General features: G+C 48.6%; 20 protein-coding genes. 11 read left to right on the top strand and 9 right to left on the bottom strand.

Annotation, left to right across the window (positions count from 1 at the left end):
- Positions 1–73: 73 nt before the first annotated feature.
- The 3 genes from JXQ28_14350 to JXQ28_14340 are packed head-to-tail and all read right to left on the bottom strand — an operon-like array spanning position 74 to position 2,159.
- A complete protein-coding gene (locus tag JXQ28_14350) occupies positions 74–673 on the bottom strand; it encodes a DNA-3-methyladenine glycosylase (protein MBN2278914.1) in 600 nt (199 codons plus the stop codon).
- A 14-nt stretch (positions 674–687) separates the two neighbouring features.
- Entirely contained in the window at positions 688–1,509 is an 822-nt protein-coding gene (locus JXQ28_14345; GenBank protein ID MBN2278913.1) for a histidinol-phosphatase HisJ family protein, read from the bottom strand.
- A gap of 14 nt (positions 1,510–1,523) precedes the next feature.
- Complete coding sequence (locus JXQ28_14340) at positions 1,524–2,159, bottom strand: MBL fold metallo-hydrolase (GenBank protein ID MBN2278912.1); 636 nt, start codon at positions 2,157–2,159, stop codon at positions 1,524–1,526.
- A gap of 223 nt (positions 2,160–2,382) precedes the next feature.
- Between JXQ28_14340 and prfB the strand changes: the two genes are divergently transcribed.
- The 9 genes from prfB to JXQ28_14295 all read left to right on the top strand — a co-directional run bounded on the left by prfB (position 2,383) and on the right by JXQ28_14295 (position 13,938).
- Positions 2,383–3,490 (top strand): peptide chain release factor 2 gene (prfB, locus tag JXQ28_14335; GenBank protein MBN2278911.1). Its coding sequence is split into 2 segments (ribosomal slippage): positions 2,383–2,442 and positions 2,444–3,490, totalling 1,107 coding nucleotides; the frame shifts between segments, so codons are not numbered across the junction.
- A gap of 70 nt (positions 3,491–3,560) precedes the next feature.
- Positions 3,561–4,550, top strand: coding sequence for a phosphate acetyltransferase (gene pta, locus JXQ28_14330; GenBank protein ID MBN2278910.1), 990 nt, complete (start codon positions 3,561–3,563; stop codon positions 4,548–4,550).
- 130 nt (positions 4,551–4,680) lie between these two features.
- A complete protein-coding gene (locus JXQ28_14325) occupies positions 4,681–6,087 on the top strand; it encodes a flotillin (protein MBN2278909.1) in 1,407 nt (468 codons plus the stop codon).
- 10 nt (positions 6,088–6,097) lie between these two features.
- A complete protein-coding gene (locus JXQ28_14320) occupies positions 6,098–8,440 on the top strand; it encodes a pyridoxal phosphate-dependent aminotransferase (GenBank protein ID MBN2278908.1) in 2,343 nt (780 codons plus the stop codon).
- A 13-nt stretch (positions 8,441–8,453) separates the two neighbouring features.
- Positions 8,454–8,879, top strand: a complete 426-nt coding sequence (ndk, locus tag JXQ28_14315; GenBank protein ID MBN2278907.1) for a nucleoside-diphosphate kinase — start codon at positions 8,454–8,456, stop codon at positions 8,877–8,879.
- A 2-nt stretch (positions 8,880–8,881) separates the two neighbouring features.
- The gene (locus JXQ28_14310) at positions 8,882–10,741 is read left to right on the top strand and encodes a phosphoenolpyruvate carboxykinase (ATP) (protein ID MBN2278906.1); all 1,860 of its coding nucleotides are present in this window, start codon (positions 8,882–8,884) and stop codon (positions 10,739–10,741) included.
- Positions 10,742–10,820: 79 nt separating this feature from the next.
- Complete coding sequence (locus JXQ28_14305) at positions 10,821–11,102, top strand: zinc ribbon domain-containing protein (protein ID MBN2278905.1); 282 nt, start codon at positions 10,821–10,823, stop codon at positions 11,100–11,102.
- A complete protein-coding gene (locus JXQ28_14300; protein MBN2278904.1) occupies positions 11,095–12,459 on the top strand; it encodes an FAD-binding protein in 1,365 nt (454 codons plus the stop codon). The genes JXQ28_14305 and JXQ28_14300 overlap by 8 nt, the downstream gene beginning before the upstream one ends.
- A 204-nt stretch (positions 12,460–12,663) precedes the next feature.
- The gene (locus JXQ28_14295; GenBank protein MBN2278903.1) at positions 12,664–13,938 is read left to right on the top strand and encodes a citrate (Si)-synthase; all 1,275 of its coding nucleotides are present in this window, start codon (positions 12,664–12,666) and stop codon (positions 13,936–13,938) included.
- 62 nt (positions 13,939–14,000) lie between these two features.
- On the opposite strand, the gene JXQ28_14290 is transcribed toward JXQ28_14295, so the two are convergent.
- The 6 genes from JXQ28_14290 to JXQ28_14265 form a co-directional block, all read right to left on the bottom strand.
- Positions 14,001–16,028, bottom strand: a complete 2,028-nt coding sequence (locus JXQ28_14290; GenBank protein ID MBN2278902.1) for a PAS domain S-box protein — start codon at positions 16,026–16,028, stop codon at positions 14,001–14,003.
- Between the two features lie 59 nt (positions 16,029–16,087).
- The gene (locus JXQ28_14285; protein MBN2278901.1) at positions 16,088–17,989 is read right to left on the bottom strand and encodes a PAS domain S-box protein; all 1,902 of its coding nucleotides are present in this window, start codon (positions 17,987–17,989) and stop codon (positions 16,088–16,090) included.
- A gap of 485 nt (positions 17,990–18,474) precedes the next feature.
- Positions 18,475–19,404 carry a thioredoxin-disulfide reductase gene (gene trxB / locus JXQ28_14280; protein MBN2278900.1) on the bottom strand — a complete coding sequence of 310 codons (930 nt, stop codon included), beginning with the start codon at positions 19,402–19,404 and terminating at the stop codon, positions 18,475–18,477.
- 1 nt (position 19,405) lies between these two features.
- On the bottom strand, positions 19,406–20,293 hold the full coding sequence (locus JXQ28_14275; protein MBN2278899.1) for a complex I NDUFA9 subunit family protein: 888 nt from the start codon (positions 20,291–20,293) through the stop codon (positions 19,406–19,408).
- Positions 20,290–20,844, bottom strand: coding sequence for a cob(I)yrinic acid a,c-diamide adenosyltransferase (gene cobO / locus JXQ28_14270; GenBank protein ID MBN2278898.1), 555 nt, complete (start codon positions 20,842–20,844; stop codon positions 20,290–20,292). The genes JXQ28_14275 and cobO overlap by 4 nt, the downstream gene beginning before the upstream one ends.
- A gap of 23 nt (positions 20,845–20,867) precedes the next feature.
- Positions 20,868–23,561 carry an FAD-binding oxidoreductase gene (locus JXQ28_14265; protein ID MBN2278897.1) on the bottom strand — a complete coding sequence of 898 codons (2,694 nt, stop codon included), beginning with the start codon at positions 23,559–23,561 and terminating at the stop codon, positions 20,868–20,870.
- A gap of 250 nt (positions 23,562–23,811) precedes the next feature.
- Between JXQ28_14265 and JXQ28_14260 the strand changes: the two genes are divergently transcribed.
- Complete coding sequence (locus JXQ28_14260; GenBank protein MBN2278896.1) at positions 23,812–24,246, top strand: Rrf2 family transcriptional regulator; 435 nt, start codon at positions 23,812–23,814, stop codon at positions 24,244–24,246.
- A gap of 89 nt (positions 24,247–24,335) precedes the next feature.
- Complete coding sequence (locus JXQ28_14255; GenBank protein ID MBN2278895.1) at positions 24,336–24,896, top strand: dCTP deaminase; 561 nt, start codon at positions 24,336–24,338, stop codon at positions 24,894–24,896.
- The last annotated feature ends 7 nt before the right edge of the window (positions 24,897–24,903 follow it).

Genomic DNA, 24,903 nt, shown 5'->3' with positions numbered 1-24,903 from the left:
TTAATCATGCATAAATAACGTCATAAAATCTTATTTTCCCGGGCATATTTCCCTGCTCCCTGAATTACCGTAATTAAACCGTCTTTACCCGTTTAACCGAAATATGATCCGAAGGTTCAAAAAACCGCCAGAGTCTCCCGGTTCCTTTTTTTATTCCAATACGTCCCGAATGTTCTATTCCGGAAGGTTCATAACCGCTGTCGATCAGGTACAGCGGGCCGTTGACCAGATCCAAACCGTTATGCTCGCGCGTCAGTCCGAAAGCTCGGCATAGCTTGCCGGGGCCATCGGTCAACCGGCCTGAGCAAGGCTGGTCGAAATGTGATTTCATAATTTCAATTCCCTCAAGCGGCACCGCACCCCGTATCAAAACCGCGGCCGGGAAACCGGCTTTTTCAGTTACGACATTGAGACAATAATACATCCCGTAGATGAAATAAATATAGCTGAATCCTCCCCGGCCGTACATCACCCGGTTACGATCTGTCGGTCCCACCGCCGCATGGCAAGCCGGATCATCCTCGCCGATATATGCTTCGACTTCCATCAGTCGGGCCGCAAGGCGTTTTCCGCCGTTTTCAAACACCAGTTCCTTGCCGATCAAATCGCGGGCGACCTCGAGCGTCGGTCTTAGATAGAAACCTCTTTTCAGCCGGAATGTTTTACCCGCCATCGGCCTTCCCCGGCCTATTCGTTGCAATAGGGAAACAACTCATAGGCGATTGCCATTGCTCCATCAAAATCATAACCGATCTCGTCCGGCTTATGGGCATCGGATCCGATCGCGGCGATCCTTACTCCCGCCGCTCGGGCCAAGTTGACGATATCCATTGAGGGATAGTACTCTTTGTGTCCCTTACGAACAGCCGCTGTGTTGATCTCGATCCCGATGTTATAATCGGCCATTTTTTCCAGGATTGGTTCGATTCGCCCGCGATGAGCCGTCAATAAATCTTCCCCGTAATATTTCAACCCATACCATTTATACATATCGAGGTGGGCGATAACATCGAATAAACGGCTTTCCACCGCCCGATCAACAACCTCAAAATAACGATCCAGCAGACTGCCTAGCGGCAATTCCTTATGACCATCCTCGAAGTGATTGGGATTACAAATATTAAAATCCCCAACCTCATGAACCGCACCCAGTTTATAATCGAATCGATAGGTCTTGAATAATCTGGATATTTCCTCCTCACAGCCCGGATAATAGCCGGCTTCGACCCCGCATTTGATCACCATTGGTGATTCTGCCCCGATGTGGGCGACAGCCTCTACGTAATGACGGAAATTCTCCACCGTGGTCGGCAACATTTCACCGGCGACTCTAATCTGCCTGGTTTTTTCGGAAAGAACCGGATTGGTATCATAATGTGAAGTAAAACATATTTCCGCAATTCCCCGCTTGCGGGCCGCCTCACAATGCTCAGCCAGCGTTCCCTGGGCATCGAAGGAAAAATCGGGATGGACATGATAATCGGCCAGGGCATAATGATCTTTATGCATAATAGACTCCTCTGTCAAACAAATCGTCTGCCGGTTAAAAATGGGTTGCCTTTCCGTTCCTCACCGACGGTAGTTGCCGGACCATGACCCGGAAAGCAAATAACTTCATCAGGTAGCGTCAGGATATTGCGGTCAATGGACTCAATCAGTTGTGAATAATCCCCGCCCGGAAGATCGGTTCGACCGATCGAACCGCGGAAAAGCGTGTCCCCGCAAAACAAATATTTATCGATGAAATAACAGATTCCTCCGGGCGAATGGCCGGGTGCGGCTATCACCGTGAAACTCATGGATCCGATCTTAAAAACATCTCCATCACCGACAATCTCATCGGCCGCCGGGCAAATAATCTGGTGACCGAAATAAGCTGAGATATTGGCCGAAGGTGACAATAGCATCGACTCGTCACCACACCCGATATAAAGCGGTATTCCATATTTATCTTTAATCGGGCCAACCGCCCCGATATGATCGGCATGCCCATGGGTCAACAAAATGGCGCCTGGTTCAAGACCAAGCTGATCGATTCGTTCGATAATCCGTTCATCTTCATCCCCCGGATCGATCACGGCACAAGCCCGATTATCGACTGCCCAGGCCAGATAACAGTTGGTTTCAAAAGAACTTACGGAAATGGTTTCAATTTTCATTCTTTTTACCATATTGATATTGGAATTTATGCTTTAAAATATCCATAAAAGCTTGCTTGTCAATTAATTGTTGCCATCCAATCGGGTTTCCCGCCGGATATCCGGTTAAAACATAAAATACGAACGGAACCGGATAAAAATCATAATTCGGGAAAATTAAAAATATGATATGAATTGACATTTAAAAAAATAGATATATATAATATTTTGCGAGGTTAAGGATATGATCACAGATTCCAGGGAATATATAAGTGACTTAAGCACACGACTTTCCAAACTCAGGAGGTTTCTTTGACATCGAGGGACGTCGTGAAAAAATTAACAATTTGGAGCAAAAAACAACTTCACCAGATTTCTGGAATGACAATCAGTCGGCTCAGACGGTTTTAAAAGAAATTTCAGAACATAAACGATGGATCGATAAAATTGATCGGCTGAGTACCGAACTGGCCGATCTGGAGGAATTGCTGATATTGTCTGAAGACAGTAGCAGCAGTTCGGAGATCGATGAAATAAATGATTCTCTCGAACAATTGGCTGAAAACGTCAAGGAGTTCGAATTTCTTACGTTACTCTCCGGCCGCGATGATGCCAGCAATGCCATTCTCACCATCCATCCCGGTGCCGGCGGAACCGAATCGCAGGATTGGGCTGATATGCTTTTTCGTATGTACAACCGATGGTGCGAAATCAAGGGTTTTAAAGTCACTTTGCTGGATTATATAGCCGGTGAAGAGGCCGGATTAAAATCAGCCACCATGGAAATCGAGGGGGAATACGCTTACGGTTTTCTCAAAGCTGAATCGGGGGTACATCGCCTGGTTAGAATTTCTCCTTTCGATGCTAACAGCCGCCGTCACACTTCCTTCGTTTCGATTTATGTTTATCCTGAGGTCGATGATTCAATCGAAATCGATATTAAGGATGATGATTTGCGGGTGGACACCTACCGCTCCTCCGGAGCCGGAGGCCAGCACGTTAATAAGACCTCGTCGGCCGTCCGCATTACCCATATTCCGACCGGAATTGTGGTTCAGTGCCAGAATGAACGAAGCCAGCTTAAAAATCGATCGACGGCCATGAAAATGTTGCGCTCCCGACTCTACCAGATGGAACTGGAGGAACAGCGAAAAAAACAGGAGGCCATGGAAAAATCCAAAAAGAAAATAGAATGGGGTAGCCAGATACGCAGTTATGTTTTCCATCCCTACAACCTGGTGAAAGACCATCGAACCGAGGTGGAAACTTCGAATATCCAGGCGGTAATGGATGGCCATATTGATAAATTTATCGAAGCGTACCTGTCCAATCCCGATTTTAACGAAAATTAACCCATATACCCGGTCCCGTATATACACTATTGAGGAGTAAGATACAATGTCTGATAAAAAAGAAAAAGCCATCAACATCCTGGATTCCATCCGGGCCAAGGCCCATGCCAAGAACAGAAAGGTGGTTTTGCCCGAAGGAACCGATGCGCGAACCATCCTGGCCGCGAAAGAAATTATTGATGAGAAAATCGCGGGCGTTATCATTCTTGGCGATAAAAACGAAATCGGGAAGCTGGCCAAAGAGCATGGTTTGAATCTCGGTTCAGTCACGGTAATTGATCCAGCCGATTCCGATCTGCATGATGGTTTCACCGAGGAGTTTTTCAAACTCCGCCAGCATAAAGGAATCACCAAAGACCAGGCCTCCGAGGCCATGAAACAGGTTCTCCATTTTGGTGCTATGATGGTGCACAAGAATCTGGCTGATGGCTGTGTCTGCGGGGCCGTAAATACCACCGGCGATGTGATGCGGGCCGCTATCCAGGTAATCGGTCTGGCTCCGGGAATAAAAACCGTGTCGGGGGCCTTTATGATGACCGTTCCCGAGTATCGCGGCCAGGTTAACAAGGTGTTTCTCTATGCCGATGGAGCCGTGGTGCCTAATCCCAATGCCGAACAGCTGGCCTCGATAGCCGTATCGACCGCCAGAACGATGAAAAACCTTGTCGGCGAGGAACCGAAAGTGGCCATGCTGTCGTTTTCAACCAAGGGCTCGGCCAGCCACCCTGATGTGGACAAAGTCCTGAAGGCTCTGGCCATTATTAAAAAAGAGCATCCGGAGCTGAAAGTCGATGGAGAACTTCAGGTTGATGCCGCCATTGTTCCCGAGGTGGCGGTGAAAAAGGCGCCCGGATCGGTGATCCAGGGGGACGCCAATGTTTTGATTTTCCCCGATCTCGATGCCGGCAATATTGCCTATAAATTGACCCAGAGATTGGCCAAAGCCAGTGCCACCGGACCGATTGTCCAGGGTCTGCGGTTGCCGATGAACGATCTGTCACGCGGGTGTTCGGCAAGGGATATTGTCGATGTTACCGCCATAGCTATGCTGATGAAATAAAACGGGTCACTTGCAAAGGACTAAAAAGCGTTTGACTTTGCCGGACGGAAGGTGTTTCTTTTGACTTTAATTTAATTACCCGGCGGCGTTATTACGCCGCCTTAAATCATTCTGGTAGGAGAGTGTAGAAGTGAGTTCCCTCTTAATTATCATTATCGTGGCCGTTGTTATTATAGCGGCGATCATTTTTATCGTCTTCAAAAACTATCGAAAAGTCGGCCCCAGTGAAGTGCTAATTATTTCGGGGGGCAGGAAACGGACGATCAAGTTGCCCGATGGCACTTCACGCCAGGTGGGTTATCGGATTCGTATCGGTGGCGGAACCTTTGTCAAACCGTTTATCGAACAGGCGCAGGTTCTTCCCCTGGAAATCATCCCTATGGAAATAAAGGTGGATGACGCTATCTCGACCAATGGGATCCGATCCACCGTTAAAGGAACGGCGGAAGTCAAAATTGCCGGTGACGAGGCTTCGATCCATCTCGCCGCTGAACAATTTCTGGGTATGCCTGTCTCGGAAATTCGCGATGTGGCCCTGCGGACGCTGGAAGGTTCGACCCGCGCTTTGATTGGGACGATGCCTCTGGAATCGATCAACAAAAACCGCAAGGATTTTGCCCGCGCCGTCTTTGATGATGTCAATGATTACTTTACCAATATGGGGCTGAAGCTTTTATCCTTCAACCTCAAGGAAATTACCGATCCGTCGGGTTATCTTGAAGCTCTCGGAAAACCGAAAATCGTCCAGGCCCGGCGTGATGCCGAGGTGGCCGAAGCGGAAGCGGCCCGCGATGCCATTATAAAATCGGCCGTTGCCAAAAAAGAGGGAGATATCGCCAAGATTCAGGCCGACACTGAAGTGGCCAAGGCCGGCCAGTCATTCGATTTGAAACGCGCCGAATTACAGAAGGAATTGAATTTCAAGAAAGCTGATGCTGATTTTGCTTATGAACTGCAACGCAACAAACTGACTCAGGAGCTTAAAACCGAAGAATCCAAAATTAAAATTATCGAGAAAGATTCCGCCATTGCCCTGGAGAAAAAGGAAATTGACCGGGTCGAACAGGAACTCGAGGCCAAAGTCCGAAAACCGGCCGAGGCCGAACGATTCCGGCTGGAAGCCGAGGCCAAAGGTATGGCTGAGGCCAAACGGCTCCAGGGTTTGATAGAAGCCGAACTGGTTGAAAAAGTCGGTCAGGCCGAGGCCAAGGCCATGCGCCTCAAAGCCGAATCATGGAATGCCTATTCGCAACCGGCCGTTCTGCAGATGATTATCGAACGACTGCCCGAACTGGCCCGTGAAATGGCCGCGCCGCTGTCTAAAATCGACAAAATCGTCATGGTCTCCAATGACGGTAAAATGGGTACCTCCAAAATCACCGGCGAGGTGGCTTCGATGATGTCGCAGTTGCCGATGGTTGTAAAGTCACTCTCGGGTTTCGACCTGGAAGACTGGCTCCGGAAGCTGGGCGACAAAAAGAAGGAAGGCTCGACCGAGACTCCGAAAAAATCGTCTTCGGCAGATGGTCAGAAATAAGGGGTAAGCGATGATTTCCAATAGAATCGGACGCCTCGAGCTTTCCCCGACTCTCCGGATTAATGCCAAAGCCAAGGCGATGACAGCCGAGGGCATTGATGTTATCGATTTTTCCGTCGGGGAGCCCGATTTCCCGACACCAGCGGATATTAAAAATGCCGCCAAAAAGGCGATCGATGATAATTTTACCAAATATACCGCCAACGATGGTATCCCGGAACTGAAAGCCGCCATCCGGGCGCGTCTTAAAGAAGACCATGGCCTGAATTACAGCGGGAATGAAATAATCGTCTCGAGCGGAGCCAAACAATGCCTGTATAATCTGTTCATGTCTATCCTCAACCGGGATGAGGAAGTCATTATCCCGGCGCCCTACTGGGTTTCCTACCCCCAGCAGGTTCTGATGGTTAAAGGCAAACCGGTGATTGTTCCCACTCGTGAGGAAAACGGTTTTCGTCTCACACCCGAGGAGCTGAAAGCCAATCTGAATTTCAACACCAAGGCAATTATCATTAACAATCCCGGCAATCCCACCGGTTCGGCCTATACCCGCGAGCAGTTGCAGGAAATTTGCGAGATCGCGGCCGCCGAAGGATTACTGATTGTGGCCGATGAAATATACGGCAAAGTCATCTATGACGGCTACAGGTTCACCTCGGTAGCCTCTCTCAGCGATAAAATAAAGGAAAAGACCGTTATTATTGACGGCGTTTCCAAATCCTATTCCATGACCGGATGGCGGATCGGCTACGCCGCCGGGCCACGCGAGATCATATCTGCCATGAGTATTGTTCAGTCGCATACCACCTCGAACGCTAACTCGATTGCTCAAAAGGCGGCGGTTGAAGCTCTTTCAGGTCATCAATCGGAAATCAACCGCATGGTGGCCGAATTCCAGACACGGCGAAATTATATGATGAGCAAACTTAATCGAATCCCCAATATATCATGCCATAAACCGGAAGGCGCTTTCTACCTCTTCCCTAATACCTCGTCCTACTATAATACTGAATTCGGGGGCATGAAAATCCGCAACTCCTACGGTTTAAGTTATTACCTGCTCAAGGAAGCCTCGGTGGCCGTTGTACCGGGAAGTGCCTTCGGTTCCGATGATAACATCCGTCTGTCCTACGCCACCTCGATGGATAAAATCGAGGCGGGGACTGATCGGATTATCGAGGCTATGGCTCGTCTTACCGAATCGCCCAAATATAAACGGGTGGCCCTTCAAAATGTTATGACTCACCCGCAGGGGAATATCGAAATCAATCCGGCCGTTACAATTGAAGAGCGTGACATTCTGGTTCAAGAGGCCGAGGCCAATCTGCCGTTTGACCGCTATTTTGAATGGAATGCCAATATCAACGGCATCATCATTCAGTTGCGAACCAATGTCCCTCATCTTTATGATTTCTGGGTCGAGAATTGGTACCCGGCTACGCTGGAATCAGATGTTGAACCACACGGTATTATCTATGCCGTGGATGGCATTCCCGGTCGCACTTCGTATGGTTATTACTGCCCCGAAATGCGTACGGCCATTCTTTTCAATACCGGCTACTATGGCCAGGTTCGCAGTCTGGCCCTGGGAATGGTGGCAATGGCCAGCGAGCGATTACTCGATGTTCATGGTGTCCGGGCCGCCTGCCTTGATTTCGGTGGAAAAGGCCTGGCCCTGATAGGACCCAAAGGAATGAGTCGCGGCTCCCTGTTCGTCCGACTACTCGAGGATGACAAAGCTCGGTTCCTATCTAATGACTGGGTCTTTGTCCGCTATCGGGGTAACGAGGCCATTGCCGATGCCCCGGAGAGAAAATTCTATTTCAAAACCGATGTCGCTCAGAAATTCCCGCACTATGCCAGAATTTTCGATAGGAGTAAGTGCGAAAACGTGGTCACCCGGCGGGCCGACTGGACCAATCTCAAGGAACTTGGTGACGAATGTCCGCTCGATCTCGGCGAACCATACTGCTACTGGGGCAGTAAGGATTCAAGAGCGCTGGTTGATCCGGCCTGGATTGCCGGACCTAATCGTTATGTCAAACGGTCACGCCTGAAAGCTGTTGTCATACTCGGTTATGAACCGAACGCCCCGGCGGTGGAAAAACTGATCGCCGAAAAAGCCCTGGAATTGATCACCGAGGGTAAATACCGAACTCCGTCAGGGGCAGGAATGACTCCTTTCAAAATGCAGCCGTTCTTCAATCCGTATATTCTCGGATCATCGGTCGATTATGAAGATCTGCAACGTCGCAATTTCCATCAGTTGTTCCGGGTGACCAATGCCTATAAAGTAAATATTGCCGCAATACCTCCGGAAACGCTTAAAGGTCGTCTCCGGGAGTTGATATAGAGGAGATCAGGAGATGGCCAATACACTGGGTATCATCAAACCGGACGGAGTCCGCCGTAAGTTAATCGGAAAAGTAATCGAGCGAATAGAAAATTCCGGTCTGATTATTCGAGGATTGAAAGTCCTCAAACTGGCCGGGGATCAGGCCGAGAAATTCTACGCCGTCCACGAGGGTAAGCCCTTTTATAAATCACTGGTGGAATTCATGACCTCGGGCCCGATTGTGGTTATGGTTATCGGCGGGCATGGCGCTATTGAAAAATGGCGGGAACTAATGGGCGCCACTGATCCGGCTCGGGCCAAATATAATACCATCCGCCGTGAATTCGGCACCTCGGTGGAAAAGAATGTCGTCCATGGATCCGACAGCGAGGCCACGGCCAAAACCGAGGTGGCATTCTTTTTCGACAATGATGAAATTTTGGCGAAGGGTTTATAACCATGTCTGATTCGATTTACGATGTCGGATTATATGCTCGGTTCGCCCGGGATTTGAAACGCCGTCTGGACAATCCCGGATCCAATATTCAGGATACCCGACTGGATGACCTGCGTGATCCCGCTTGTCAAACCGGCACTCAAACAAGGTTTGGCTCCTGGGGGTGGCGTTCCTCGGTTTCCAGCCGAATTGCAGAAAAAACGGTTTACCTCGGTTCAGAAGGCGTCTGCGAATACCATCTCTCGGATAATAAAAAGAAAATCATCGCCAAGGCTCCCGAGGAACTGGATAAAGTGCTGCACCTGGTGGAAACACTGCCTATTGTCCGCCTGCGGCGGCAGATGGGCTCCAATTCCGAATATAATCCCAAATGCAACCTCTATATATCAACCGCGGACCTGAAAAATTACCGTCTGGCCTATATGTGGGGACATACTATGGGGCCGGTGACTAAAACCCCGGGTCCGGAGTTCACCCTTATTCATATCCCCGAGGAACACCAGATCCGCCAGCAGGTCCTGATGCTGCCCGATCATAATATTACCCTTGTCCTCGGTTCCGACTACATGGGCGAGGACAAAAAAGGCTTTCTGCGGAATGGGATGCATGCCGCCGGTGCCCTGGGAATGCTCGGTCTCCATGCCGGTACTAAGGTAGTTATTATTCGTGATGCCAAAAGCGGCAAATTAAAAAGATACGGTGTCTTTCTGTTCGGCCTTTCGGCCACGGGAAAAAGCACCTGGTCCTGTCATCAGCTCGGGCTCGATTGGTCAAAAGGGGAACGAACCCTGGTTTGCCAGGATGATATCTGCTTTTTGAAAAATGATGGTTCGGCCTACGGTTCTGAGTTCAATTATTTTGTTAAGACCGATGTCGATGCCAGACTGCAGGAATCAATGTATAACGCTCTGGTGCATAAAAGCGCCCTGTACGAAAACGTCATGATCGACGCCGACGGCAAACCCGATTTCCTCGATGAAAACCTGTGCGGTAACGGTCGGGCCGTCATCATGCGCAAACAACTAAAGATAAAACGCGGTCACTGGCCCTTTGCCTTGAAAGATATCTGGTATCCATCATTAAATCTGCCGCCGATTGAGGAATTGGATGGATTGGTTTTTGCCTTTATTACCCGGCGGAACACCATTATGACCTTCGCCCAACGGCTGTCACCAATCCAGGCCGCTTTGGCTTACCTGTGGGGTGAATCCAGTCATAGTTATGCCTCCAATCCGGCCAAAGCCGGTGAGTCGGTTCGCACTGTGGGCACCGATCCCTTTATTGTCGGTTCCCGGGCCCAGAAGGTCAATATGTTTTATAAGATCATAATGGAACTGGCCTCCAATTATCCTGACAAAGTTGCTTTTTACCAGTATAACACCGGGGGCATGGGAGAAATAATTGAAATACAGCCCGATGGCGGCAAAAAGATGGTCCGCAAGACGGAACGGGTGCCCATCGATACAATGGCCGCTATTCAGCGCGGCGATCTGCGGGGAACCAATAAATACCGCGAGAGCCTTTTCGGTACTGAGGTCATCAACTCGGCCGAGGGCGTCGACCTGAGCAAATTCAATCCCGAGCATTATTATTCTCAGGATCAAATCAACGATTATCTTCGTGATCTGACCGATGGGCGGCGGAAATTTACCGAAAAGGTCGCCGAGGAAGGATTACTGCCCGAAATTATCAGTGCCGCCGAGGAATCATATCGGATTGCCCCGGAAAAAGAGACCAAAGTCTATATGTCACCGGTTAAGAAAACCGCCACGCCGCCTCCGGCCCAAAAACCCGAAGGCAAGCTAACCGATTGGAAACCCAATTCCAGGTTGGTTCGTGACCGTGGCTGGCGTTACGGATGATAACCCGGCGAACTTTTTTCGATTTTACCTGTTTAATTATCTGATTGGTGATTTTATATTTTTTGGGGGTAAATTGACAATGCCGACATACCAATACAAATGCACCGAATGCGGACATGAATTCGAAGAGTTCCAGGCGATTACGGATGATCCCGTGACGGTTTGTCCGGAATGCGGAGGTTATACGGAAAGAATTATCACCGGCGGCGCTGGCTTTCTTCTCAAAGGAGCCGGTTTCTACTCGACCGATTACCGCTCCGAATCATATAAGAAAGCTTCTGAAAAAGAAAAGGGGCCGGTGGTTAAACCGTCCAATACCGCTTCGACATCCTCTCCTTCCGTAACTAAAAAGGATGACTGATAATTCGATTGATAAATGGACCGCTCTCAAAGATATGTTTGGGGAGCGGCTTATTCTCGATACCGATAATTATCCCGATTATTTCCGAGATGCTTCCGAAATAAAGGTCCGCGCATCGGCCATAGCTTTTCCGGACAGCGAGTCGGAAATTATAGCTATCATCAATTTCTGTCGCGATAAAAATATCCCGATTGTCTTCCGCGGAGCCGGCACCGGTTATACCGGAGGGGCCGTTCCGGTCCATTCCGGCCTGGTGCTGTCGCTGGAAAATTTGAAAAAGCTGGAAATTCTGCCCGATTATAAAATCGCTCTCTGCGGTCCCGGAGTGGTAACCATTGAATTGATGAAGGCGGCGGCCGGATTTGGATTATATTACCCGCCCGATCCGGCCAGCTATGAGGAATCGACTCTGGGTGGCAATGTGGCCGAATGCGCCGGCGGATTACACTGTAAAAAATACGGCGTCACCAAGGACTATGTTATTGGTCTCAGGGCAGTTATTGCCGATGGCGCGGTTCTCACAACCGGTTTTTACTCAAAGGGCGACCTGTTCGATCTCACCGGCATCATGATCGGTTCCGAAGGACTTTTGGCGGCCATTACCGAAATTGCCGTCAGCCTTATCGACCAACCCGAAACCGGTCCGACCATTCTGGCCGCCTTTACCGATCCGGCCGATGCGGCCCGTACCGTGGCCGAAATCACTCGCCGGGGGATTATCCCGGCTGTAATGGAGTTTATGGATGGCGATGCCATAGCTTGTTCCATGGCCTATGAAAAAACCATTGCCATCAATAAAGTCGGAGCTGTGCTTCTTTTCGAAACCTCAGGAAATAAACGCCTGGCGGAGGCTGATAATATTGAGTCTATCTGCCGTGAAAATAATATTCTTTACCTGAATCGCGAAAACGATCCGGCCCAAACCGAGCGCCTTTGGCGAATCAGGCGTAATATCTCCAAAGCTGTCAAGGAATCGGCCCGGCATAAAATCGCCGAGGATGTTTGTGTCCCGCCCTCACGTCTCTCGGAACTGGTGGCTTTCGTCGCCGGTCTGAGCCGGGAATATCCCATCCGAACCAATGCCTATGGCCATGCCGGCGACGGTAATTTGCATGTTAACTTTTTGACCTCTTCTGATGATCCTGACGTAATGGAGATGATTGATCGGGCGGTTTTAAGCCTTTTCGAAAAAACCCTGGAACTCGGCGGCACCCTGACCGGCGAGCATGGAATCGGCCTGACAAAAAAGGATTTTTTTCATCTGGAATTCGACCGGGCCACTATTGACCATATGAAAAGTATCAAAGAGGCATTCGATCCGGCCGGTCTGTATAATCCCGGCAAAATGTTCAAATAGAATACGGCCGCTTTAGCGACAGCAATGCCGATAGATTCCGTACATTATTCGTAAAAAACTCCCCAATTTTGATAAATACACCGGACATACTCTTGACAAACAAAAAAGAATGGATTAAAATAGAAGCCTATTTTTGCTTATGAGATATATGGCGCGGCAAACATTCATTTCTATCTTCAATAAATAAACAAAGGAGTCTATTATATGGCCACTTTACAGAACAAGCTCGCGAAGATGATTCCGGTTCTTCGTGATGATCTTAAGGATCTGGCTCAAAAGGTCGGCGACAAGAAAATCTCCGACGTCACCGTGGCGCAGGCCTACGGCGGTATGCGCGGCGTGAAAGCCATGATTTGCGACACCTCGGTGGTTTATCCCGATAAGGGATTGATTATCCGTGGTATCCCCATTATGGACCTGCGCGACAAATTACCCGAGGAAATTTTTTACCTGCTTTGTACCGGCGAACTTCCGGCCAAGGCGGATCTGACCGCCCTGCAGAAGGAACTCGCGGCCCGTTCGGCCGTCCCCAAATACGTCTGGAGTGTCCTTGAAGCGATGCCTAAGGATTCTCATCCTATGGCCATGCTGAATACCGGTATTCTGGTTATGCAGAAAGAATCTGAATTCGTTAAGGAATATAACAAGGGTATGGCCAAGAACGAATACTGGAAACCGACCATGGAAGATGCTCTCAATCTTTTGGCCAAGTTACCCGGAATCGCCGCCGGTGTTTACCGTCTGCGTTTCAAAAAAGGTAACCGGATTGCCTACAAGAAGGACCTCGACTGGGGCGCCAATTACGCCCGAATGCTCGGCATCAAGGATAAAACCGGCGTCTTCACCAAACTGATCCGTCTTTATCTGACCCTTCATTGCGATCATGAAGGCGGCAACGTCAGCGCCAATACCTGCCATACCGTCGGTTCGGCCCTATCTGATTCCTACTATGCCGTTTCCGCAGGTCTCAATGGTCTGGCAGGCCCCCTCCACGGTCTGGCCAATCAGGAATGTCTCAATTGGGTTCTTGACACCATGAAGAAATTCAAAGGCGCTCCGACCGAGGAACAGATCGAGAAATACGCCTGGGAAACTCTCAATAGCGGAAAAGTTATACCCGGCTACGGTCATGCCGTTCTGCGCGTTACCGATCCCAGATTCAGCGCCTTCCTCGCCTTCGGCAAGGAATATTTACCCGACAGCCCGGTCTTTCAGACGGTCGCCCGGGTGTACGATGTCGTTCCAGAAGTTCTCAAGAAACACGGCAAGGCCAAGAATCCGTGGCCGAATGTTGATGCCGGATCCGGTTCCCTCCTGTACCATTTCGGTTTGACCGAGTTCCCGTACTATACGGTCCTCTTCTCGGTTTCCCGTGCCATGGGTATGCTTTCCCAGTTGATTATCAACCGGGCCATGGGTACCCCCATCACCCGTCCGAAATCAGTCAGTACCGAATGGGTCAAGGAAAATGTCAAATAAACGAGATTTGCTTTGATAAAAAATACGGCGGCTCAAACCGCCGTTTTTTTTTGGATTCGATTTTACTCGCGAAAGGTCACCCGGAATTCCACCCCTCCCCCGTCCGGATTTAAAATTTCAATCGTCGCTCCGGCCTCTTCGACAATCTGATGGACAATCGACAAACCCAGACCGGTTCCATTCCTGCGGGTGGTGAAATATGGAGCAAAGATTTTTTTCCTCATATTATCGGGGATGCCGGGACCGGTATCCCGAACCGAAAGAACAGCCCGGCCACCCTTATTTTTCAATGCAATCACGACCTTACCGCCTTTTTTTTCGCAAGCCTGCACAGCATTGTTGATTAAATTGATCAACATCTGCTTTAACCGATCTTCCGCAATAGAGCCTGTAACCCCCGGTTCGATTTCTATTGCCATAATGATATCATCGCGCTGATTCGCCAGAGCCGCCAGGCGCGCCGCATCTTCAACTACCCGGCTGATATCAATCTTCCCGGCCGCCTGTCTCCTCTCCCGTGCCAGCGCCAGAAAGCGGGTGACAATCTCATTCAGGCGTCCCGCCTCGGCTTTGATCTGGGTAGCAAAATTGCGGAATTCGACAGCATTTTCTTTTGGTTCGAATTCTCCGAGCAGACGCTGGGCCGCAATTGATATGGCGTTAAGCGGATTTCTGATCTCATGAGCTACCCCGGCCGCCAGATCCCCCAGTTCCGTCAATCGCTCCCGTCGCTGAGAGGATTCCTCCAGTTCCTTTATTTTTGAATAATCATATACAACCGCCACCACGTCGGCCGGTTCATTTCGATGATCAAATAAACGCCCGGCGTTGATCAGGAGATATTTGATACCGCCGGAATAAGTATAGATCACCTCGAATTCCCCGGGCCCCGCCTGGCCCGAAAGGACTTTCTGAAAATCGGGAATATTTCCGAAAATGAAATCTTTCCAGGCCCGGCCGGAAATGTTATCCTCTTTAATATCAAAAATATTCAGTAGTTGACGATTGGCCATCTCGATTGTCCCGTCGCGATGAACTGCAATAATACCCGCATTAATACTGTCGAAAACTTTTTCGGAAAGCGATTTCATATGTTGAAAAGATCGATCCAGATAAATCCGTTTCTGTTTGCCGCTCAAATACATGACTATCAACACCAGAACCGCGAACAAAACCAGACTGAGGACAATCATCTGGCGGTCGTAACCGGCGGCGATATCATAATATTTCTCCAATGAGATCGCCAAACGGAATAACCCTTCTGGATATTCCACTGAGGAAAATCTTTTGACCAGTTCCAGAATTCTCTTATCATCGAATACCTGTTCACGCGAGAGCACTGTATCGGCCTGGATGGCCTCTTTAAGAAACGAGTCTTTTTCGATTTTGAGAATTGGCTGCAATTTCCGCGATGAAAAAATAATGCCGTCTTCCGATTGGAAAATAATGTACTCCACACCTACTTCCCGGGCGATTTTCTGAATCAGATAGCCAATTCCGACATTTTCCTTGGCCTGTGAGTAAAAAAGAGCATCGGAAACCATGGCAATTATATACTTCCGGTCAGAGGACTTGGTCAGATAATAAAGCGAGATATCACCAGGCAGATCCCCTCCGAGAATCTGAAAACTACTGCGGCTCGATGAGTCGGCCAGAAGAGCCTCAATCTCGGGAACCACCACCCCGTAAATATCCGTCAGTTCGACAAAGACTCCCCGGGCGCCGGAGGCTTTTAAATTCATACTGCTGTCGAAAACCAGGATGGCATCAATTCCGTAATCAGCCGCAAAATCGGCCAATTCCGGTGAGGTGGCCTTGAGTTTACCATCCTCTTCGAGAAACGCGGACAGATCCGAAAATTTCTCCTGCACCAGCAAATCAAAAAAAGAACCGGCCTTGATGGCGTTATCAGCCGAAAGAATCAGGCTTTCCAGCAGGGCCGAACCCTGTTGCCGGATAAGTTGAAGATTGTCCCGGCGGCTCTTTTCGATTCCCATATAGGTGAGGCCAAACAGCAGAATTGCAAACAGCGCCACTATCGGCAGGACGATTTTTGTTCTTATCGAACCCGCCGGAGTATTTGAATTCATAACCGGCATGGGATCAAATTAGGATTTTTTTTGAAAGCGGGTCAATGATTTATTTCTTATCAGGAAACCGTTTGGGAGGCGGTTGATTTCGAGGTCTCCGTATTTTCTTCATCCAGCCGGCCGATCGGAATTCTTATCTCAAAAACCGCCTGCGAATCATCACTGGTATGAAAGGATATCTCACCGCGATGAAATTCCACAATCCTCTTACAGGCGATCAGACCCAGTCCGGTTCCTTCCCGACGGGTACTGAACCGTTTGACGAACAAGCCGGGAATATAATCTTCCTTGATTCCCGGCCCGCCATCGGCCACCTTTATTATAGCGTTTTCCCGGGAATCATCAATCGATGTACTAACCACTATCCAGCGGTCGTCTTCAATATTTTCCATGGCTTCGGCGGCATTGGTGATAAGATTGGCCAGAAGTCTCTGGATCTGGGCGATATCTATCTCCACCAACGGCAGACTGTCGGACAGGTTGGTGGTTATAATAGTATTATCAAACTTGTTCTGGGGTTTAAGAAAAGCGATCAGGTTTTCCACCAACTGGTTCAAATCGCTTTTTTCGAAACCGCTCTGCTCATCGCTGAAACGGGTCAAACCATCGGTGAAATTGGATATCTTCTCCACTGTTTCACGCATGATTTTCAATTTCTGCGACACTTTATCCATATCGTTCTTGGCCATTATCATCGGGACAAGCTCCAGATTGCCCTGCAGAATGGCCAGGTAATTATTGATTTCATGCGCGATATCGCGGGCCATTTTCCCCCGCGAGGCAATTCGATCCAGCTTTAAAATCATTTCCTGGTAATTTCGACTTTCGGAAATGTTTTTGACAAAATACAGCATCGCGATCGGCCTGCCGCCGTCCGGGCCGAGAGTCGTATGAACGATTACGGCCGGAAATTTAAATCCGTTCTTCCGACGGCAGATAATTTCCTGTACTTCCTGATTCTCACGATCAAAACCGGTCTCCGAACCATCTCTGGCCATTTGAATAAGATTGGTGATTTTCTTCCCTGTCATATCGCTGGCATTGTATCCGAAATCACGGGCCGCCGCCTGGTTATAAATAATTACCTGATCCTCCAGATCGGTGACAATAATGGCATCGGGCGAATAATCCACCAGTGTCGTCAGAATCGATTCCGACTCTATGAGAGATTTGTTGGTCTTAATCAATTCCCGATTGGCCTTATCCAGTTCCCGCCTTTTATCATTGAGTTTCTGAGACATCTCGTTAAAAGCGCAAATTAATCCACGAATCTTTCTATCCCCCGTTTCAACCACCCGGAATTCCTGTCCGGCCGCAACCTTTTCTATGCCCTCAAGAAGCAGGTTGATTGGCTTTTTTATCTCCCGGAAGATAAGATTAATAATCAAAAGAGAAATCAGGGCCGAAATTAAAAACAGCAATAATAGAATATAACCATGACTTCCAATACTTTTCTGTATCATGATATTGGGGACCGTCATGGTCAAAGCATAATTTTCACTTCCATTTTGAGGCCGGAAAACATAGGTCAGATACCGCCCGTCATCCGTGACGGATACGATATATTGCTTACCCGAGGCATGCAATAATTTCAGGACTTCCCCAAGGGGATTTTTCACATCATCAGTAAAAATCTGCTTGTGCTCGGTGATTCCGTAATTGATCAGCCGGGCCCGCCCGGTCAGGGTATCCATATAAACAAGACTGACACTGGTCGGCAGTTCGCCCTGAGCCACCAGATTATTTATTTCGGATATCAATGATGAATCAGGATTCAATAAATCTGTTTCGATCTCCAGGCGAAGATATGCCTGATTGGCCAAAGCCTCCAGAATCTGCCCGAGATTGATATGGGCCCGGGAATACGAATCTTCATCTTTTGAAAAATAGAAAATTAAGGCCAAAGCCGAAAAGATGAAGACTATCTGGATGAATATCAAGGTGGAAATGCGATTCAGCAAACTGCTACCCTCAGACTTGACCTGTAAATGAACGCCTGTTTTCACTCCAACATATACCCTATCGGCAGATGTGGCTGTTTTGATTAGATGATGTAATGGGATCTAAAAATTTTAGGGAGTGGTGGAGGGGGGATGCCCGACTCTAACGTCAGGTGGCTGGTTGGACCAGCACACACCACTCCCTAATTCTCTAACAACTCATTAACGAATTATGTTCAATTCTGAAGGCTAATTTAGCAACTGGTATGCCGTAACAGAAAAAAATCGGGCCTGCAACATTATTACTGAAATTATTTTAATGCGTTGCCCTGCAAAGAATTAATTGACAAAGACCGAGATCAACAGGAAAAGATAAATTAAAAAAACTCATAATATGCAGGCGATTACATATTGTATGCATTATGATATAAATACTACGCCCCACCAAAAAAGACCGCTAAATAGCGGTCTTTTCGATTTCACATTCAATGCCTGATTGTCTGGCTCTAATCCCCCAGTTCCTCAAGATATTTCTCGGCCGCCACTGCCGCAGTGGTACCGTCTCCAACGGCATTGGTAATCTGGCGGACCAACTGCGAACGAACATCACCGCAGGCAAATACCCCTTTAATAGAAGTCTCCATTCTTTCATTGGTCATGATATAACCGCCGGCATCCTTTTTAAGCGGCTCGCGGGTCAGATTGGAATTGGGAACGAAACCGATGAAGACGAAAATGGCCCCGACTTCAAGCTCGGAGATTTCTCCGGTTTCAACATTTTTTAATGTCAGCGAGCGCACCTTATCATCGCCATTAATTTTTTCCACAACCGAATTCCAGATAAAATCCATCTTGGGATTCTTAAAGGCCCGATCCCGGATAATCCTGGCCGCCCTGAGTTGATCGCGACGATGGATGATAATGACCTTTCGTCCGAACTTGGTTAAAAACATCCCCTCCTCGACGGCCGCGTCGCCGCCACCGACCACCGCAATAATCTCATCCTTAAAAAAGGCTCCGTCGCAGATAGCGCAATAGGATACCCCCCGACCGCTGAATTCCTTTTCCCCGGGGATATTGAGTTTATTGGGGGATCCCCCGGTCGAGATAATCACCGTTTTCCCCCGGTAAATACTGCCGGATGCTGTCGCCACCAGTCGATCATTTCCTTCGGTCGAAATTTCCGTCACCTCATCCGAGATTATTTCCAGTCCGAATTTTTTGGCATGTTCGGTCATTTTCATTGAGAGATCGGGACCGGAGATCGATTCAAAACCGGGGTAATCCTCCACCTCATGAGTGTTGGCAATCTGCCCGCCCGGCATATATTTTTCGATCAGGATTGTCTTCCGGTTGGCCCTGGCACCATACAATCCGGCCGTCAGACCGCCCGGCCCACCCCCAACAATAATTATTTCATAATTTTTTTCGGCCATGTCAATTCCCCATATATTTTTTTAAACCCTCTTCGAATCCTGTCAATTGATTACCAAATAGTTCATACAGCCGACGGTTATCGCAGATATTTCCCATTTCAAGCATTCGCAGCTGATCAATCGTAATCGGAGCCGGTTTTAATACCTTTTCCAAAACCGCCGCCATCAATTTCATCAATCTCATGGGCAAATATATATTACGCTTCTTCGTATTCAATAACTTTTTAAGGATTGATAATATTTCCCGATATTCCAAAATCTCCGGGCCGCCGATTTCGATAGTTTCTCCGGAAAATTTCGATATTTTTCCGGCGGCAACCATTATCGTGGTCAAATCGTCAATATATACCGGTTGGATCCTGTAATAACCATCCCCTATAACGGGTACAAGCGGAGATTTGCGGATTGATTTTATCAGGGTATTGATAAAACCGTCACCCTCACCGAAAATAACCGATGGACGGAAGATGGTGTATTCAAGATCCGAATTCCGTATCGATTCCTCTGCCGCCCATTTACTCTGATAATATTTGGAAATAGTCGTTGATGATGTCCCCGCCGCTGAAAGATAAATAATTTTTTTGGTACCGTTGACCCGGGCCGCCGCGGCCACATTGCTCGTTCCGCCCGCTACCGTCCTTTCGAAAGTCAATTGCCTGGTTTCCGCGATAATTCCGACCAGATGATAAATGATATCAACTTTTTCAAAAGCCGCCATCAAGGAATCGAGATCATGCACATCAGCCCGGCAGTATTCGATTTTTTTATCCTCTTCTGATGTTCCTTCTCTCCGATGCACCAGCAACCTTAACTCATGTCCGGTTTGACGCAAAGCTGCCACAAGATGCCGCCCCACGAAGCCTGTGGCCCCGGTGATCGCAATTCTCACCAGTCGACTCCCCGTTGAGCCAGTATTCCCTTTTTAAAGGGATGCTTGATTTCTTTCATTTCCGTGACCAGATCGGCCTGATCGACCAACCATTCGGTCGCCCCGCGGCCGGTAATAACCAGATGAAGTTTCTCGGGACGGGCTCCCACCAGTTCCTTAAGTTCATCGAGTGAAATAAGTCCCAGCGTAATAGCCACATTTAATTCATCTATTATGATTAATTGATATTGGTTCGATCTAATTTTCTCCAGGGCCAGTTCAAAGGCGGCCCGGGCGGCCTTGCGATGTTCCTCGATCGGTTTCTTGTCATCGATAATACCGACAAAACCTTCGCCCATCACATGCAGTTCTACGTTGGGGATCAATCGTTTGATTCCCTCCAGCTCGCCGTACTTCCAGCTTCCCTTGACAAACTGGATGATACATACTTTCCAGTCATAGCCCACTGCCCTGACCGTCATTCCCAGAGCCGCCGTAGTTTTGCCCTTTCCATCCCCGGTATAGACAATCAGCAGTCCCCGGGATTTATCATCGTTCTGCTTATCGGTCATCGGCTTTTTCATCATCCTGTCATTTAATTCCGCAATCTGTCCGCCAGTATCTGAACAGGGTGAACGACTCGGGAGTTCCCGTCAAGTTCCGCCCTGATTTTCATCTGGCAGGAGGGACAGGAGGTCATGATATAATCAGCCTGCAACCGCTCATAATCGTCTTTTTTCTTCCGGAACATTTTTTTCGATTCCCTGTAATGAACATAACCATACGATCCCGACTGCGTGCAGCATCGGTCGCCGTAAAGAGGATGGACGATCTCCACGCCGGCCAATTTGCCTATTAGCCTTTCCGGCTCCCGATGCAGGCCGGCCGCCCGAAGATGACATGGATTATGATATGTGACCCGAATATCCGGCCCCGAATTAAATATGGAAAAATCTATTCCCCGGCTGTTCAGGTACTGGCTGATATCGAAACATCTCGCCGCCAGATGCAATGCCGCTTCCCGGTCGGGATCATTATCATTGAATAATTTTCCGTACTCCTTCAATCTCTGAAGGCATGAGGCACAGCCGGTGATAATGCGGTCGAACCGGTTCAGACGGTCGATATTGAACCGGGCTTTTTTTATCAGGCTGTCACGGTGGCCATACACCTCCTGCGGCAAACCGCAGCACTTCTGCTCCGGTATTGCCAGATCGATTCCCAATCGGTCGAAAACCCTGAAAAGAGCCTCGCCGAATTCCGACTTCAGCAGATTGTCGGCACAGCCATGAAACAACCCCAGCTTCCCGGAATCGGCCCGTCGATCGGCGAAACGTTTTCTCAGCGGAATTCCGGCGACGGCAGGAAATTCAATTGATTTATCAATACCGGTAAACGGCCGGGCCATAAAGGATACTGCCGCCTTACCCGGACCGCTGTTTATAATCGGTTCCGCCAGTTTGCCCATCCTTAGCGACAGATTCAACAATGTTTCATTGTCGGTCCAAGTCACAACCGCCCTTGATAACCGCGATGGCTTTTTGGCCCGGTAGGCCATAATTTCGGAGGCGATATCAACTCCGGCCGGGCAAACTATAGTGCAGTTTTTGCAGTTGAGGCAAAAGGAAAGATATTTGTCGAGATTTTTTCTCGATTCCCCGGACTGATGCAAAATCCTCAACCAGCCCCGTGGAGAGTAATCTTCGCGGCGGAAAAGATCATAAGCCGGACAATAGCCGTTGCACTTACCGCAGGCGGCGCAGTAGAGCTTAATCTTATCGAAATCGATATTATCGGTAAAGGGTCGCTCGCCGAGCATCACTCCCGGTGAAAGAATACCCTCCGGATCCAGAATTTTTTTAATCTCCCTGAAAATTTCGTAAATCCTATCGCCATACAATCGGCGAAGCACTCCCGCGCGCAAGCGGCCATCGGCATGCTCGGCCGTGGTCGAACCGCCCAGTTCGATAACTTTATCGTACACCTGTTCATAAATCAGCCCGGCCAGCTTGAAATCATCGGGATCATTGAGATCGAATAGCGGCCTCAGGTGCAGATTACCATCTCCAATATGTCCGAAAATTCCAAATATCCGGTTGTGTTTTGAAAACAGGCCGGTCACATATTCAATGAACAGGGGAATATGTTCCGGAGGCAGCGAGACATCCTCCACAAGCGAAATCGGACGCCGGGTCGGATGGTGACGGTACAGAGTCGGGACAATGGCCTTGCGAACCCGCCAGAGAGCCGCGGCCGCTTCCGGATCGGATGCGAATTCCACCGGCCCGGCCAGATCAATGGCCGAAACCAACTCAAGGAATTTTGCCCGTTTTTCTTCCAGATTGTCATCGAACTCCACCAGTAGCATGGCTGCCGCCGATTCCGGTATTCCGAACCGATCCCTCCCGATCAGATTAAGTGTCGCCCCATCGACAATCTCCAACCCGGCTGGTTCTGCCGCAAGAATATCCGGAACGGCCCGCCCGGCCTCAACCAGTGATTTGAAATACAAACGGGCTGTTAACCGCTTATCGGCCAGCGGCAATAATCTCAGCCGGGCCGACAGTATTATAGCCAGGGTTCCTTCGGAACCGACCAGCAGGGCCGGGAGATTAAAAATACCCCGTTCGATATCTTTGACAACTTGAAATAAATTGTAGCCGGCCGAGTTTTTTTTAACTCGCGGCCAATTCTGCCTGATTATATCCCGGTTCTTGTCAAGAAGATCATACACCCGGCCGTATTCTCCATGATTTCCAATAAATCCGGAGAACTCCGGGCCGTTAATCTTGAGTTTTTTAAGGTTTAGCAATTTGCCGGAGGCATTAATTATCTCAATCTCTTCCACGAAATCCGAGGTCAATCCATATTTTATCGATCTGGGACCCGATGAATTATTGGCCAGCATACCGCCGATCTGGCAGGAATCGCCTGAGGAAGGATCAGGCGGGAAAAAAAGTCGGGATTCTTTTAAAATCTGATTTAGATCATCATATATTATTCCCACTTGTGTGTGAACTGTCTTACTCGCGGTATCGATCTTCAGAATATCCCTGTAGCCGGAGAAATCAAGAATAATCCCCGACCCGACTGCTCCCCCGGTTAATCCGGTACCGCCTCCCCGGCAGGTAACCGAAAGACCGCTCGCCGGGGCATCGGTAAGAACCTTTTGTACAGCCTCAGCTGAATCGACCAATCTTACGCGATCAGGCGTAATGGCATACAATGAGCCATCGGAAGCATAAGCCGTCAAAGTTGCTTTATTTTTCAGATATCCATTATATTCCATAGACCATTACTTCCGATGGTTTTGCCCATAAATACGTCGCCCTGCGACAGTATAATATATCTATTTTGGCCGTGCGGTCAAACCATTATGAATCTCAACAACAACGATTTCTGTTTTGTGAAAATAATAACAATATACTGTTGACATTGGTCACTCTTGCTTCTATTTTTTCGTTGGTGGATTATTTTCCAAGGTCGCTTTTTTTAAAAATCTGAAGCGATTCAAAACGGTATACTATGAGGTATCCAAAATGCAGTTTACCAGAGCCGAAGGATACGGATTACTGGGTGTAATTTATCTGGCCAATCAGGATCAGGACCAGGTCATTCCTCTATCCGAAATTGCCACGGCCGAGGATGTCCCGGAGAAATTTCTGGCCAAAATCTTCCAGAATTTGACCAAAACCGGGATTGTCCGCTCTCACCGCGGTGTCAAGGGCGGATTTTCGCTAAACCGGTCTCCCGATGAAATCACTGTTCGGGCAGTGGTCGAGGCCATCCAGGGCCCATATCATATCATCAGGTGTTTGAACGATAACGATAATGATTGCTGCCAGAAAACGGAAAATTGCCCGCTTCGCGATGTCCTTGCGGAAGCTGAAGAAAAACTATTGGGTGTTTTCAGCAGTTATACCATTGCGGATCTTCAGAACTGGAAATCGAAGGTCAGATCGCGCAAATCCTGAAATGAGATAACCCACAAAAGTGGCTTGCCCGACCGACTTTTTTTCGTATAATAGGTAATTATTTTTAACCATGGGTCAGGAGTATTGATATGCCGGTAAAGCCGGATCACTGGATTAAGGAAATGGCTCTTAAGCACGATATGATCAAGCCGTTTTCGGCCAAACAAATAAAAAAAGGCGTAAGCTACGGATTGTCATCTTATGGGTATGATATTCGCGTCGCCGATGAATTCAAAATATTCACCAATGTTAATTCCTCCATCATTGATCCCAAGAATTTTGCCACCAATTCTTTCATTGACGTCAAAGCCAGATATGTCCTCGTTCCGCCCAACTCCTTTGCTCTGGCCCGAACCGTGGAATATTTTAAAATCCCGCGCGATGTCATTACCATCTGTCTCGGCAAATCGACCTATGCTCGCTGCGGAATTATTGTCAATGTTACCCCTTTTGAACCGGAATGGGAAGGCTTCGCGACCCTGGAAATTTCCAACACCACTCCCCTCCCGGCCAAAATTTATGCCAATGAAGGCATCGCTCAGATTCTTTTCCTGGGTGCCGATGAGATTTGTGATGTTTCCTATCGGGACAAGAAAGGAAAATATCAGGGGCAAAGGGGGATCACTTTACCGCGAACCGTAAAAAAATAATCATTTG

It is taken from the genome of Candidatus Zixiibacteriota bacterium (genome assembly GCA_016933955.1).
Lineage (GTDB): Bacteria > Zixibacteria > MSB-5A5 > GN15 > PGXB01 > JAFGTT01.
This window is presented reverse-complemented; position numbering and strand designations above follow the sequence as displayed.

Bases quoted from the DNA above. Each gene is read 5' to 3' on its own strand.
- JXQ28_14350 (MBN2278914.1), bottom strand. From the start codon at position 673: ATGGCGGGTAAAACATTCCGGCTGAAAAGAGGTTTCTATCTAAGACCG.
- JXQ28_14345 (MBN2278913.1), bottom strand. From the start codon at position 1,509: ATGCATAAAGATCATTATGCCCTGGCCGATTATCATGTCCATCCCGAT.
- JXQ28_14340 (MBN2278912.1), bottom strand. From the start codon at position 2,159: ATGAAAATTGAAACCATTTCCGTAAGTTCTTTTGAAACCAACTGTTAT.
- JXQ28_14320 (MBN2278908.1), top strand. From the start codon at position 6,098: ATGATTTCCAATAGAATCGGACGCCTCGAGCTTTCCCCGACTCTCCGG.
- ndk (MBN2278907.1), top strand. From the start codon at position 8,454: ATGGCCAATACACTGGGTATCATCAAACCGGACGGAGTCCGCCGTAAG.
- JXQ28_14310 (MBN2278906.1), top strand. From the start codon at position 8,882: ATGTCTGATTCGATTTACGATGTCGGATTATATGCTCGGTTCGCCCGG.
- JXQ28_14305 (MBN2278905.1), top strand. From the start codon at position 10,821: ATGCCGACATACCAATACAAATGCACCGAATGCGGACATGAATTCGAA.
- JXQ28_14300 (MBN2278904.1), top strand. From the start codon at position 11,095: ATGACTGATAATTCGATTGATAAATGGACCGCTCTCAAAGATATGTTT.
- JXQ28_14295 (MBN2278903.1), top strand. From the start codon at position 12,664: ATGGCCACTTTACAGAACAAGCTCGCGAAGATGATTCCGGTTCTTCGT.
- JXQ28_14290 (MBN2278902.1), bottom strand. From the start codon at position 16,028: ATGAATTCAAATACTCCGGCGGGTTCGATAAGAACAAAAATCGTCCTG.
- trxB (MBN2278900.1), bottom strand. From the start codon at position 19,404: ATGGCCGAAAAAAATTATGAAATAATTATTGTTGGGGGTGGGCCGGGC.
- cobO (MBN2278898.1), bottom strand. From the start codon at position 20,844: ATGACCGATAAGCAGAACGATGATAAATCCCGGGGACTGCTGATTGTC.
- JXQ28_14265 (MBN2278897.1), bottom strand. From the start codon at position 23,561: ATGGAATATAATGGATATCTGAAAAATAAAGCAACTTTGACGGCTTAT.
- JXQ28_14260 (MBN2278896.1), top strand. From the start codon at position 23,812: ATGCAGTTTACCAGAGCCGAAGGATACGGATTACTGGGTGTAATTTAT.
- JXQ28_14255 (MBN2278895.1), top strand. From the start codon at position 24,336: ATGCCGGTAAAGCCGGATCACTGGATTAAGGAAATGGCTCTTAAGCAC.